The 14693-nt window shown below is 38.9% G+C and carries 12 protein-coding genes; 2 read left to right on the top strand and 10 right to left on the bottom strand.

Translation table 11 applies throughout. The features are described from left to right. Positions 1-209 (top strand): integrase core domain-containing protein (locus tag HR060_RS09820; protein WP_174198709.1); only part of this gene is annotated, 209 nt, incomplete at its 5' end. A 52-nt stretch (positions 210-261) separates the two neighbouring features. On the opposite strand, the gene HR060_RS09825 is transcribed toward HR060_RS09820, so the two are convergent. The 4 genes from HR060_RS09825 to nadE all read right to left on the bottom strand — a co-directional run bounded on the left by HR060_RS09825 (position 262) and on the right by nadE (position 4177). After that, positions 262-1875 (bottom strand): collagen-binding domain-containing protein, encoded by a 1614-nt coding sequence (locus tag HR060_RS09825; protein ID WP_174200124.1) that lies wholly within the window; start codon positions 1873-1875, stop codon positions 262-264. A 25-nt stretch (positions 1876-1900) separates the two neighbouring features. Further along, on the bottom strand, positions 1901-2506 hold the full coding sequence (locus HR060_RS19385; protein ID WP_174200175.1) for a GspH/FimT family pseudopilin: 606 nt from the start codon (positions 2504-2506) through the stop codon (positions 1901-1903). A 120-nt stretch (positions 2507-2626) separates the two neighbouring features. Next, positions 2627-3181 carry a GspH/FimT family pseudopilin gene (locus HR060_RS09835; protein WP_174200176.1) on the bottom strand — a complete coding sequence of 185 codons (555 nt, stop codon included), beginning with the start codon at positions 3179-3181 and terminating at the stop codon, positions 2627-2629. A gap of 162 nt (positions 3182-3343) precedes the next feature. Further along, positions 3344-4177, bottom strand: a complete 834-nt coding sequence (gene nadE, locus HR060_RS09840) for an ammonia-dependent NAD(+) synthetase (protein ID WP_174200125.1) — start codon at positions 4175-4177, stop codon at positions 3344-3346. Positions 4178-4324: 147 nt separating this feature from the next. Here nadE and HR060_RS09845 point away from each other — a divergent pair, with 147 nt between their 5' ends. Next, positions 4325-4663, top strand: coding sequence for a P-II family nitrogen regulator (locus tag HR060_RS09845; RefSeq protein WP_174200126.1), 339 nt, complete (start codon positions 4325-4327; stop codon positions 4661-4663). 32 nt (positions 4664-4695) lie between these two features. Here the strand turns inward: HR060_RS09845 and HR060_RS09850 are convergent, their stop codons facing one another. The 6 genes from HR060_RS09850 to HR060_RS09875 form a co-directional block, all read right to left on the bottom strand. Beyond that, positions 4696-7086, bottom strand: a complete 2391-nt coding sequence (locus HR060_RS09850; RefSeq protein ID WP_174200127.1) for a PilZ domain-containing protein — start codon at positions 7084-7086, stop codon at positions 4696-4698. A 148-nt stretch (positions 7087-7234) separates the two neighbouring features. Further along, entirely contained in the window at positions 7235-8464 is a 1230-nt protein-coding gene (serA, locus tag HR060_RS09855) for a phosphoglycerate dehydrogenase (protein ID WP_174200128.1), read from the bottom strand. Positions 8465-8532: 68 nt separating this feature from the next. Continuing rightward, positions 8533-9189, bottom strand: a complete 657-nt coding sequence (gene rpiA, locus HR060_RS09860) for a ribose-5-phosphate isomerase RpiA (RefSeq protein WP_174200129.1) — start codon at positions 9187-9189, stop codon at positions 8533-8535. 115 nt (positions 9190-9304) lie between these two features. After that, on the bottom strand, positions 9305-9901 hold the full coding sequence (locus HR060_RS09865; RefSeq protein ID WP_174200130.1) for a 5-formyltetrahydrofolate cyclo-ligase: 597 nt from the start codon (positions 9899-9901) through the stop codon (positions 9305-9307). A gap of 624 nt (positions 9902-10525) precedes the next feature. Beyond that, complete coding sequence (locus tag HR060_RS09870) at positions 10526-12691, bottom strand: TonB-dependent receptor plug domain-containing protein (protein WP_174200131.1); 2166 nt, start codon at positions 12689-12691, stop codon at positions 10526-10528. A gap of 156 nt (positions 12692-12847) precedes the next feature. Next, entirely contained in the window at positions 12848-14158 is a 1311-nt protein-coding gene (locus tag HR060_RS09875) for a hypothetical protein (RefSeq protein ID WP_174200132.1), read from the bottom strand. Positions 14159-14693: the final 535 nt, after the last annotated feature.

Consider the following 14693-nt stretch of genomic DNA (forward strand, 5'->3'; position numbering starts at 1 on the left):
GTTCAATGACAGATGGTTATGACTGCTATCAAAATGCACTGGCTGAGAGAGTAAACGGTATTCTTAAAAACGAATACTTGTTAATGAAACCAAATAACCTAAATGAGGCAAGGGAAATGGTAAAACAATCAGTCGATTTATATAATCAACAAAGGCCACATTCGGCCTTAAAATACAAAACGCCCGATGAAATTCATCAGGCGTTTTAATCAAAAAAGTGTCAACCCATACTAGGATGGGTCACTTTGATAAGCTTTCAACTTAATGGAAGCTATATTTACTCGAAAATTTAAATGAAAAACTTTGAATACTCGTACAGGTTGAGTTGTTATCCGAAGCTTTCACTGTAACGAGGTACTCTCCAAGGTACGGTACTTCTAATGTTATATTACCCACTGTAGCTCCAATTGCTGCACTTGAATCGCCTACAGCTAATGGAAATGCTTCATTTTTTAGTAACCCATCAAAGTTTTTATACCAAGTAGTTTTCAATATTTCGTAGGTATAAGTCGATGTACCCGTTGAAGAGATACTACTCGTACTGACAGTGTAAGGAAACACTTTCTCAAGGTCATTGTATTCTGTTTTACCTACCAAATCGATATCAAACTCATTACCGGCAGGACAGCCTGCAGAAGAGATACTTCCACTAAAGCCTGAACTAGATGCCGTTGCATTACCTTTTAAAGTGTCAACGATAATTGGGCCTGTTGCATTACCAGATGTTAGGTCTACCTTGGCAGCCGGTGCTAGTAACATACCGTGCATGGCAGGTGATTTAATGGATTTTGCACCAGTAAAGTTCAAAATAACTCTAGATGCGAAAGTTGGAGACGTCTCAATTACAGTGTAGCCACCGGAAGTGACTGGGGGTTTACAGTCATGGTAGTCTAAAAAGCCAGAGCCAAAAGTAAAGCCAGCTCTCTCTGAACAATCGGTAGGGTTTGTAGCACCTGTCATGAAAGGCAGCGATGATTGATTCGTTATATCTATATCTTGTCCAGCAGCATCAATTACGTTAATGATGATTGAAACACCATCTGGTTGCCCATCAGTATTGACATCCATAGACTGTATTTCAGTTTTAGTAAAACCGTTTGGCTCTATACTCCAGTTGCTTTGAGTAAGTTGTGCAAGGGTAACATAAGCAACTTGAATGCCTGATTTTTGACCATCATCATTTAGTGTTAGTTGACAACCCCAGCCAAAACAATCTAAAGCAGTATTTGATGGGTAAGCAGTAGGGTCGTTTAAGGTTGAACCTAGATCGAATAAATTTAATCTATCGCTATCTTTAATTCTAAATTTATAAGTCAATCTGTCAGGGTCATTGATACAGTCTGTATCCGATACTTCGGTACCTGTATTACTATCAAAACAGGCCATAAAATAAGGCTTAGTTTGATGATAGGGCGTTGATAGGCTGTTTTCCCAATCAATTGAATAACAATTGGCTTGATCATCAGATGGGCGACCACAAATATTGAGCTTACCTTGATCAATATAGGGCTTACCGACGATACCAATATCAGATACAAGGGTTAACTTTCCACCCTGCCATAAATGCCCTCTGTTAAGCAAAATCGGAGCTGAGCCTTGAACTTCTACATCACCACCTGCAACTAACACCCAAGGCTTGGTTTTGAGAGGATCATAAGGGACGTTACCGCCAATTGTGTTTTTGGTAATGACGTCACCGTTTATTAATGTACTACTATGAAGAGCATTAGTTGTTGCCGACTCAACTGTATCGTCATAATCACCTAACACAATTACACCAAATTCAGAAGTTAGGCCAAGATCAGCAGCAAAAGGGACTGAGGGAACGAATAAAAGGCTTGATGTTATTATTGTATTGAGAGCTGTTTTTTTCATACTGAACTTATTAGTTAAAATTGTCTTAAACACAATCTATATCTTGAGCTTGGGCAGTCATACCATTTGACCAAAACTCGTGTTTGCCATCATCATTGATATCTGCGGACGATCTGGGGCGACCACCCAAATTGATTATCACAGCCCTTGAATGATTAGCTACATTATTAGCATTCGTGCTATGCGGACAGAATTCAAAACGGTAAGGTAAGCCATTTAATTCTTGGTTACTATACGTGCCATCCATGGTGTAACTGAAACTTGTTGCAGGGAAAAATAAATTACCAAATTCAACCAGTTCATTTCGAACAAATAAAAGTTTGTCGTTATCTTGGGTAAATGCACCATCAGCATTACCATCTAAGAAAACCATATAGCCCTCATTCCAGTCATTACCACATTCTGAAGAGTCATTTCTTGCTGCAAGGGGACAAATTGAGGCGGTAGTCTCGTAATTTATTGCGTGGTTACGCGTCGCGATGACATCTTTACTAATTCTGAGGATTTGCTCTTTGACAATGCTATCACGCATTGCGTCTTGCATGCTTGGGATACCGATAGCTAGAGCCACCCCCATAATTGCTATCACGACCATTAGTTCTAATAGAGTAAAACCTTTATTCGCTTGCATGCAAAGCCCCCTGATTGATACAACTGTTCAAAATTTAATTAAGCATTATTACAAACTTGTAAAAATATGTCACTAGGTTAAAGGTAATTTTAGTTTGTTTTTTGTACAATTTGCTGTCCGTTAGCTGCAGGTCAGATCACTTTTCTTATTGGAATAGTACTTTTCATCTACACCATCACCATCAATATCATATGAAGAACGAACTCTGCCTGCTAGAGAAACGATAAGCGCACGGCTCCAAATTGCTTTAGTATCTGTGGGTAAACAAAATTGAAATGTACCAGAGCCACTATCGAGCGTGCCAATACTATCAAATACTATTTTTTTGCCGCCGTTGTATTTCAAACTGAGGTTATTTGAAAGCTGATTCTTTACTAGTAATAGATCTGATTCCTCTGTAAATAACCCCATTTTTTGATTATCAACAAAAATACTATAGCCATTTTTCCAATTACTCTGACATTTACCGAATTTGTCTAGTGGGCAAACCGTAACCCTTGTTCCTAGATGTATAGCTTGAAAGCGAGCATAGTTTAGTTGCTTTTTTAATGTGATGACCTGTTTATCAACCATATAGGTGTTTTGCATGTTTAGTAAGCTGGGCACACCAAGCGATAAACAGACAAAGAGAATTGCTAGTGAAATCAATACTTCTAGTAGTGTAAATCCTTTCATTAAATTTAACCCTTTATTTTTGTTGTTATAAATTTAGAACAAGAAATGGGCAAATGAGCTAGCTTTGGTAGATCTTTATTTTATATAGGAAGGATTTTTTATAACGTCCAAATCAAAGGTGAACTTGGACGTTACAAAATAAATAGCAATTGTAGTTAGGTATTAATCGTAGATTGTTGCGATGGCTTGGCGCTTGTGTTGCGTTTTCATGTATATGTTGATTAATTTTTCAGCTGCATCTTTACTGATGGTTTTACCTTCGAGGAAATCATCAATTTGATCATAAGTAATACCCAGTGCATCTTCATCTTTTTTCTGTGGGCTCAAGCTTTCTAAATCGGCTGTCGGTGCCTTAAACACTAACTTCTCCGGTGCGCCTAAATGGCTTGCTATTTGTCTAACCTGACGTTTGTTCAAGCCAAATAACGGTGCAAGGTCACAAGCTCCATCCCCAAATTTCGTATAAAACCCCGTAATATTTTCTGCAGAGTGGTCAGTGCCCAGTACTAAACCTCTCACTAGGCCTGCGACTTCGTATTGAGCAACCATGCGTGCTCTCGCTTTGACATTACCTTTGACAAAATCAACATGGCTTTCAGACTCAGGCATTAGACCAATTGCTTGCATCGCTGTCGTTGCCTCTTGGTGAATCGCATCACTGCCTGGTTTTACATTAATGGTGATCGTATGAGATGGCTGAATAAAAGTTAAAGCTTGTTGAGCATCGTCTTCGTCGGCTTGCACGTCGTAAGGTAACCTGACTGCTATAAATTGATAACTCTGGCTATTAGTTTCTTGGTTAAGCTCATTAATTGCAATTTGGGCTAAGCGACCAAGTGTTGATGAATCGATACCACCACTAATACCTAATACTAAGCTCTTTAAACCAGATTGGGTTAGTTGATTTTTAATAAAATTAACACGCCTTTGGATTTCAAGTTTGACGTCAATTTCAGGTAAAACTCGCATTTCGGCAACGATTTGATCTTGGTTCATCCGATTATAATTCTCAAGGCTATCAATAAAGGCCTAATTATAACAAAATTTGGAAAATAAACGCAGAAAAGACACATTTTTTCATTGCACTCCTTTGACTATGCTTTAAGCTAAATCTGTAGTTGAATTTCGATGATGGAGATAGAAATGAAGCGCGTAACAGCGGTAATTAAGCCTTTCAAACTAGATGACGTAAGAGAATCTCTTGCCGATTTAGGTATTACGGGTATGACAGTAACTGAAGTTAAAGGTTTTGGACGCCAAAAAGGACATACAGAGCTTTATCGAGGTGCGGAATACAATGTTGACTTTTTGCCTAAAGTTAAATTAGAAATTGTATTAAGTGATGACCAAGTTGATCGCTGTATCGAAGCTATTGTTGAATCGGCTGGCAGTGGCAAAATTGGTGACGGCAAAATATTTGTAACACCTGTCGAGCGCGTAATCCGTATTCGTACTGGGGAAGAGAACGACGAGGCGATTTAATTCGCTAAGTGATATGTGGTTAGCAAACCGTGCTAGCCACTTGTATCGTACTCGAATGGAAGTAGGTGAGTATGACGCCACAACATAGAAGTGTCTAGCACCTCTACTATCCCCATTAACTGTTTCGCAAAATTTTCAATTTCAATTGCTTTGTGCGGGTTAAAAGCCTGAATGTATTTAAAGGCATCTGCTACACAATCTAAATTCATTTCATTGATACTTTGGATATTCATATAAAGACTCGCAAACTCTCCCGTTTTTAACGCGCCTCTGACATAATCAAGGGTTAATTTGGGGTTACCTCCTGCACGGGCATGTTTGGGGATATCAATTCTATTGGGGAGTTTATTAAAGATAAGCTCATCGGATAACGCTTCTGCATTTTTACTAAAACGCGTCAGTGAGCGAATAAACGTTGGGTTGCGTTTAGGGTCATATATTAATTGAAAAACTGAGATTTGATTGTCGCTAATCGGGGATTGTAACTCACTGAGTACTTGCAGCTCATTAACGGATTTACTCGATACTAAAATTCGATTAAACCCAAGTAAGGCTTTATTATCTCGTAAAACGCCAAAAGCAATAGCTGGGTAAAAAGTAACAAATACAGTGCGTAGTGCTTTTTGCAAAAGGATAAACTTGTCATATTTATCATTCACTTTTAATTTAGCTGCATTGGCTTTTAGCACTTTTTTTACAAAATCTGCCGTGGCGTGTTGGTTATTGTCATTCAATAAGCAAAGATGAGCTTGTTTAAGGGCTGGGTTTAAGCCGACAACTCGAAATTTAGCTTTACTAAGCATGTTTGCTCGGCCAAAGCGTTCAAAGCTGGGAATACTGATCTCAACAATATCACCTTGTTCTAGCTGCTCTGTTGCTTTTAACTGTACTCGCATTCCATGACATGACAAATCCAGTGTCGAAGCTGCAAGCTTGGGTTGGTTGGGCTTATTTAAAACGGCTTGCGTTTGGAAAAAATACCTTACTTCGGCGCGTGCACAGCCTGGTTCAACATTGAGCGCTGAAAAGTTAATCGCTTTTAATTTAGGGCATGCAAATTCTGCTAAGTTATTTGCATCAATAGGGGTAGATGAAGGTTTTAACTTCATTAAACTCTCATGCTCAGACATTCTGTGAAGTAACACTAGATGATTGATACGTCCAAGAGGAGATAACGCGATATCTGCTTCTACTGCGGTTTTAAACCAATTGTGTTTTACTTGTTCTAATTGTGCTTCTGTAATTGCTAACTTTTGACAGGTAAACAATCCCAACTCGCCATTTGATTGGGCAAATTGGAAGAAACTTTCTAGTTTGCCTTTATTTGCCAAATTTTGTACTGATCTTGCATAAAAGCTAATTTTTCCTGCTTGTTTGATTTTTGCAACAGCGATGCACTCAGACCGATTTAGTGCTAACTCGGACCAAACTTTGACTAAAAACGTGTGAATGCGTTGAGCTTTAGTTTCATCGGCAAAGAAGTTCAAATCTTTTCTATTGAGTTGGTTGCATAAACCATGCCCCGCTTGACTGAGTTTGTCATCTTGGGCTGAGACATAAATAGAAAACCAGCCTGTCTTTTTGAGCAAATGATCTTCAATTAACCGAGATTCAACCATTTGACTTGCGTTAGTAATATCAACTTGAAATCGGGTTCGGTGCTCTTTGATAAATTTATCGAGAAATTGCGACCACTCAAAGTCGTTATCAACAAGTTGCAGACCTATTTTTTGAGTGCCGTCTTTTTCCGCTTTCGAGGCACAAAAAACTACTCTATATTTGTACTTAGCCGTTTGATTAAAAACGTAATCACGGGTTAAAGCGTGGAAGTTGACTTCGACAATACTGTCTTTTTGTACGCTACCAAAAGGCTCTACTTTTATTAGTAAGCCACTTCTTGAAATATTAGAGCTGAAAACTTGTAACTCATAACCGTTAGGCAGGAATAAACTCACAGGTTTTGAAAGGTAGATACGCTCTTCTAAACGACGAGTTGTCAGGCCAAGTTCTGTGATAGGTACTTCATACTGCTTGATTTTTTGCTCGTAAACGAATTGCTTTTCGAAAGCTTGATAATTAGCTTTGTCCTTAATACGTTCATACACACCTTCTGTGTATTGATCGCCAAAGCGTTCAACTTCGATTAAAAATATTCGCTTAGCAATATCATCAAAGTAAAAGCGTTTGCCGTTCCATTCAAACTCTTCAACTCGGTAATCACTCTCATCTGTTAAATCGATGGTTCGTTCGAAAGGTTTAAATAATCGAGCAAGCTCAGACTTGATTTTAAACTGTTGGCCGCGATCAAGTTTAGCTGTTGATTTTGCAAACACTTGCTCGAACTTTTCAGTTTTGTAAGCAGTCACTAGTGAATCGGCAATTTTCTTTAAATTACCATCCAGTTGGTAAGCCTGACTCTGCATCTCTTTCTTTTATAAGTATTTATTTAATAACTTAACAGTATAGGGTAATAAATCAACAGTTGAAAAGAGGGAGAAAAGTTTTACCAAGGAGTAAATACAATAAAAGCGCCATTAGGCGCTTTTATTTGAATCAATCAGTATGTACTGATTAGTGTAATACGCGGGCGCGAATCGTACCTTCAATTTGCTTTAATTCAGCTAATGCAGCTTGAGAGTCAGCAGTGTCAACTTCAACTACTACATAACCAATATCCGCATTGGTTTGTAAGAACTGAGCAGAGATATTAATACCTTTGTCAGCAAATGCTAAGTTGATTTGTGTTAATACACCAGGCTTGTTTTTGTGAACGTGCAGTAAGCGGCTGCGGCCTTCATGTGCTGGTAAAGATACTTCAGGGAAGTTAACCGCAGAAAGTGTAGAGCCATTATCGCTGTATTTTGCTAATTTCCCCGCTACTTCTAAACCGATATTTTCTTGTGCTTCTTGTGTAGAACCACCGATATGCGGCGTAAGAATAACATTGTCAAGGCCACGTAAAGGCGATTGGAACTCTTCGTCGTTACCTTTGGGCTCAACAGGGAATACGTCAATCGCGGCACCAGAAAGTTTATCCGATTGGATTGCTTCTGCTAATGCATCGATATCTACAACGGTACCACGAGATGCATTAATTAGGATTGAGCTGTGTTTCATCGCATCAATTTCAGCTGGACCAAACATGTTTTGCGTTGATGCTGTTTCAGGCACGTGCAACGAAACGACGTCTGATTGTGCTAACATCTCATTTAACTTCTTAACTTGCTTTGCATTACCAAGCGGTAACTTATCTTCGATATCGTAGAAAATAACATTCATACCGATTGTCTCAGCTAAGATACCAAGCTGAGTACCAATATGGCCGTAGCCGATAATGCCTAATGTCTTACCACGCGCTTCGAAAGAGCCTACTGCTGACTTATCCCAACCACCGCGGTGTGCTTGAGCGTTTTTAGCAGGAATGCGACGAAGTAATAATAAGATCTCACCTAAAACTAATTCAGCGACAGAGCGTGTATTTGAGAAAGGTGCATTGAAAACTGGGATGCCTAAGTTTTGTGCTGCTTGCAAGTCAACTTGGTTAGTACCAATACAGAAACAACCCACTGCTGTTAATTTTTCAGCTGTTGCTAATACTTTCTCTGTTAAGTGTGTACGTGAACGAATACCGATAAAGTGAACGTCTTTGATTTTCTCAATTAGCTCATCTTCTGGTAATGACGTTTTAAGGTACTCAATGTTCGAGTAGCCATTACTGCGTAAGCTTTCTAATGCAGTTTGGTGAACGCCTTCTAATAAAAGGATTTTAATTTTATCTTTCGCTAATGAAAAATTGCTCATAATTCTCTTTGCCGTTATTCGTTTTTATACAGTTAAAAACAAGAGTTAAAATAATAAAATGGGTTTGATTATTCGACGGTATTAACGCCGTTATCATCGGCTACCAATACAACATCTGCGCCACGGTGGGCGAATAAGCCGTTGGTTACGACACCAACCACTTGATTTAATGCTTTCTCTAAAACCATAGGTGCATCAATACGCATGTTGTAAACATCTAATATCACATTGCCGTTGTCAGTGACGACGCCTTCACGATAAACAGGGTCCCCACCAAGTTTAACGATTTCACGTGCAACATAGCTGCGCGCCATCGGAATAACTTCAACGGGTAATGGAAACTCACCTAAAGTTTCGACTTGCTTTGTGTCATCGACGATACAAATGAATTTTTTTGCTACCGCAGCAACAATTTTTTCACGTGTTAAGGCCGCACCACCGCCTTTAATCATGCATTTATCTGCGTCAATTTCATCAGCACCATCAACATAGATATCCATCATATCGACAGAATTCAGATCAAAAACGGGAATTCCCATTGCCTTTAATCGCTTCGTTGATGCTTCTGAGCTTGATACTGCACCTTCAATGTCCAGTTTTATCGGCTCTAATGCATCGATAAAATAATTGACCGTTGAACCTGTACCCACACCAATAATAGTGCCGGGTTCAACATATTTGATCGCAGCTTCAGCTGCAGCGCGCTTTTTATCGTCTTGAGTCATACGCAAATGCCCGTCTTTTTTGGAGCGCGGAGTATAGCAAAAAATGTGCAAATAGCCTACGACAAATATGTATTTTTGTTGAATAAAATTTGAATCAAAGTTAAATCTTATTCACTTAAAATAAATAATTATTCACTGGTGTAATGATTTGTTTCAAAGGTACATCCCAAGTTTCTATCGGTAACTTATCTACTTTTTGACATTCATGGGCAAGCCCAATTAATTGAGTTTTATGGCTTTTTTTTGTTTTCGTCAGGAAGTTAAAGGTTCTGTCATAATAGCCGCCTCCCATTCCAAGCCTATTTCCTGCCAGGTCAAATGCAACAAGGGGAGTAAAAGCAATATCAAGCTCAGCTACAGGGCAGATATTTCTGACATCGAGTACAGGCTCACAAATACCATATTTGTTGTTCTGAAGCTTGTCATTTTCTTGATAGCGCAAAAAGAGTAAATGACCTTTTGCAAAAGGGTGAAGAACAGGCAGGTATACTTCAGCAGATTGCTGCCAGCAAAGTTTAATTGCTTCTGTTACATCTAGCTCTCCATCGTTAGAGAGGTACAAAGCCACTTTTTTATGTTTTAGTTCAACTGCAAAGCGATTTTCTTTGATTACTGAAACCAGCCTACTAGCTGCTTCTTGTTGAAACTCAGGAGTCAGGCTTTGTCTTTTTTGGCGGATGAGTTGCCTGATTTGTTGGCGAGAAGTAGACATATCACTATAGGTTTAGGGCATGATATATCTAGGATAAAAGAAAACTTGCCCAGACAAAAGCAAGATTATGCCTACCACTCATTGTTATTTGGGAGCAGAAAAGCGTTTAGTCTGTCGGGCACTTTTTTTAAATGTCACATAGTCGTCATACAAGCTGCAACTAACAAATACAGTAATTACTGCAACAATAACTATCAATGTTATGAAAAAGTCCATTTTGGCTGTCCATCATTAACTTTTTAACTTTGATGTAAGTTTGGTCAATTGTTACCTTTCTGACAATCGAGGATATCAGCAACAAGCTTGAGACATTTGCTATAGCTAAAGTAGGTCGTTGGCAAATATAGACATGGCTTTTGACTAGGGTTAGTGATTGATAATCAACTACGCCTGTTTGAAAAAACAGAAGGTGTGTTGCGAGTCGCCAAGGAAAATACAGCGATTTAGCTTGAAGTCGAATTACACTTGAAAAGGTTCAACCTAAAGAATAGCTAGATGGATAAGCGTTACTTGTTGCTTTAAAGTCAAAGCGGAATAGAGCACGCTTTAACAAATCAGTCATACGCAAAAAGGGGCAAGTGATATTGCCCCTTTTTCAGTTACCTAGCAGAACAATTAAATTAATTAAAAGTTAACGATTAACTTTGCGTTAAATGAACGGCCAGGCTTTTGTACACCTATGTAATCATATAATTTTTCATCAGTTAAGTTTTGTACTTCAGCACTAATACTAACGTCAAAATCAGCAATATCTGTCGAATATGTTGTTCCTAAAGTATGACTCGTTTGCGATTCAACAGAGGTATCGAGAGATGTCGAGTTATTATTACCTAGCCCACTGAATAGTAGACTGTATTCATCAACAAAGCGCAAATTCCATGTGACACTTAACTCGTCTATATCTCTAAATAAATCCTGCCAATTAGCTCGTAGAGAGGCATTTAGATATTTGTATGGTTCGTTAGGAATTCGTCTATCTTCAAATGGGCTGCCATCAGTAGTATTAGTGAAATCCATTGAAGTAAAATTGACATCAAAATCAACAAAGCCTTCTGGAGACGTCCAACCTAATCCGCCTTGTACACCTTCTGATTTAGCACTGCCTATATTTTGATAGATTGCCGTTCTATCACCTGGCAAAAATCGAATTAAATCATCGATATCTCGTAAGAATAAATTTAACTCGCCTCGCCAATTACCCCATTTTGATTCAAGCTCGGTGATGTTATAGCCTAAATTGAAATTGTGGCTGACTTCCTCTGATAAATCGAGATTCTCAAGAATTAAGACCCCATCACCAAAAATCTCTTTTGGTGTCGGCAAACGTGTAGCATGCTCGTAAGATGCCTTTGCATAAGACCAATCATTTATATTGTAGCGAAAAGCGTTACCCCACCCAGTAAAGTTACTAGTGCGATCTTTTTTATTAATTCGATTGCCAATAAGAGGTTCTTCTGCGCTGACATCTAAATGATAGTGTTTAATGAATAAAATATTTTGAATGCGATCATCGAGTAAGTCTGCAGTGTGTTCGATACCCGAAACAATTGACAACATTTCTTGAGTTGGCGATTTTGCATTGCTTTCGTCATCGGTTAACAACAGATCTCTGTTTGAACGTTCGTTTAAGGTAGGTGCAACTAAAAACTTGATATTGTGGTTGCCATTTATTTGCCAAGCCAGTGATATTCGGGCAAAGCTATCATCACCACTAAAAATAGTGTTGTTAGGCTGGTTGCTGACTTCACCTGGGTTAGGAGCTGGGGTGATAATTTGTTCACCAAACCAGTTGTAATTGTAATCTGCTACATCGATATAATGGGTATCCGTTTCGGCTATGCCCATTGCCAAATTGAAGTTTAGAGCTTCCGATAAGGCATATTCGTAACGAAGATTCACCCCTTTGCTCTCTCTGCTATATTCAACTTCACCGTAAGGCACTGACATATTGATATTGTGTTGAACATCACTTTCAAATTCACTGTTATACAGAGAAATTTGCAAGTGATCTGCCCACTTTTGATCAGTGATACCTAAGTCTAATGTAATACCGTCAGCTGAGTAATCATCGTGAAAACGTTCTACGGTAGCATTGACTGGTCTTGCTTTTTCATCAGGAACAGTTACATCGATTTCATAGTCATTATCTGCGGCATCTGAATAGGCATTAAAGCGAACAAAAAAGCCATTATCGCTTTTGTGATTCAGTGATAAAGTTGTGCGACGGGTCCCAAAATCGCCAAACTGGAGTGAGAAACCACCGTTACTATCCAGTTTTTGGTCGGTAACAACATTAATGGCCCCACCGAGGGCATCAGCGCCAAAATCTATCGGTACTACACCGTGATACACTTCTATTCGTTCAACAAGATTGACCGGGATATTATTAATACCTAGCGAATAACCTGACATTTCAATCGGTACACCATCGACAAAAAAGCGAATTTGGTCATCTGTTAAACCATTTAGTGAAAAACGCGTTCTTGAACCTAAACCACCACTGCGGCGAACAGTTACCCCTGGGGTTCTCGCCATTATTTCAGCAATATCAACGGTGAGCTTTTGATCTTTAGTGGTATCAATTAAATCAACGGCTTTTGCTGAGTCTTTAAGTGTCTGAAATTCGGTTTTTTTTCCGACAACAGAAACACGTTCTAGTTCTGAATCATCAGTTTTAGGCTCGTTAACATTTTGGGCTAAAGCCTGTGTAGAAAAGCTAAAAAGAGCTGGCAATAAAGCCAAGCATGCTGAATGAGATTTACTTAAAGAGAGAGGTTTTTTACTGAACATAGCTGGATTACTCAAAATCTTAGGTTTTGTGATTGAGAAAAAGGGAGGTGAGTGGCTAAATTAAAGTTGATTAATTAAGGTATTATGAAGTTGGAATGCTACCTAAGGTATTCATTACGAATACAAAGGTAACACCCCAAAACATGAGTATCTAAATTAACGTAATCTCGACACTGTTTCTGCATCACCTGGAATTGTTGTTAAAACATTCCAGCTTTCTGTATTTGTTGCATTGTAAAGTGTTGATTCACTCCAATCTGCGCTGATGCGATGTACCCATGGCGTCGTACCATCAGCTTCATTTTTGAAAGAACCAGTTTTGATTCTATGGTTAGTCGGCTGAGTACCTTCGACTTTAGTTGCTGTTGCTAGTGCGTTATCTAACTCAAAACTATTGAATTCCCAGTTGTTAGTCCATGCTGTCGCTTCATAATTAGCAAGCGTAATTGGCTCTGCATCATCCGAGTAAATAAGGGTATAGGCTTTGTTACCATCAGCTGCAATAAGACCATAAGCTGGACGGTTATTGTCTGTTAACTGTGTTAAATCTAAGTAGTAGCTGTCATCCCAACCGTTTGCACCTGATTCCATACGGATGATACAAGGCGTTGGAATACCTGGTAGGCCAACTGTGTAAGCTACAGATTGCTGATGGTGAGTGGCAAAATAAACATTTCCTTCATCATCTTTAGCAGAAGAAGATACACCACCACATGCTGTGTGGCCGTCAACCGTAACACTATTATCATTAGTATCAATAACTAGTAAGTGGCTAACTGGCGCTGGGAATGAAATACCTTGAGCGTTAGTAATAGAGTGAGTCATAGCTGCTACAACGCGATCGCCATCAACAACTGGATAAATAGACCAACGCTCAGGATAACCTTCAACAGCATAATCAGAGATGTCGATCGTCTCAGTTAGCGTCATTTCAGTTGGGTTAAAAACAACGATTTGAAGTGAAGCAAAGTCGACGAAGTAACCTTTTTCAGCATTGAAGATAACTCCGGCACGCATCGCGTTACGCATGTCTGTAACACCTTGCTGAGTAAAATCCATTTCGCCATCTTGGTAAACATCACCATCTTCATCAACAACGTAACGTTGAAGTGTTGGCGTATTATCTACTGCTAAATGGAATGCTGTTTCTTCACCATCTGCTGACTCATTAACAGACACATAGTGGTAGCCTGGTAATACTAATTTTGCTTCAGCAGGGTTGAATACTGTTTCACTGTCTAATGAGTCTGTTACGAAAACCACACTTGTACCTTCGTCAGTTGACCAGTCAGTCGTTTTTACTAAATATAGTGGGCTTTGTTCTACTTCTGTTGCGGTATCAGTAGCTGTTGCCGTTGATGTACGGGCCGAGCTAGATGAGCCGCCACTACCGCCGCCACAGGCTGTTAAAACTGCTGTAATAGATGCGACTAACATGGTTCTTTTGAATGAAGTATTAATGTTCATTTTCCTTGCTCCTTAATCCAATTTATAAATTGTGTATAACGCTTAATAGACTGAACTTGTCCGCAAAATGAACACAGACCCACTAAAGTGTTAGTTGCAATTGAGTCGGCTTCGTTATAGAAGAGAACAGTCATGACTTTAAAAGTGTTAACACAAATGATAACAGTTATCATTTAATGAAACAACAAGTTATAGAGTGTGTCTAAATATTACTGATAATCAGTTACTTAGCCCTACCTAAGGTTTTCAAGGAAAAAACCAAAGGGTTGAAAGTGCAAAAAAGAGCAAAGTTATTTCTTAACCGCACGTAAATTAATGAGGTATTTTGTAATCTCTACTTTCCGTTTTTACACTTGGGTTTTGTACTGGGTTCATTGGTATTAATAGCAACACTTGCTAGCATGCGTGAGTTAAATTGACGATAACTATAAGTGTGTGTAGTGACTTAATGGGCATGGTGCAGTCAGCCAATTACCCGCGTTAATTTTTGCTGAATAACAATTAAAAGCGAGCGTTCAAAAGAGCGCAGCGCTAG

This window comes from Marinifaba aquimaris (assembly GCF_013328345.1).
In the GTDB taxonomy this organism is placed as follows: Bacteria; Pseudomonadota; Gammaproteobacteria; order Enterobacterales; family Alteromonadaceae; genus Marinifaba; species Marinifaba aquimaris.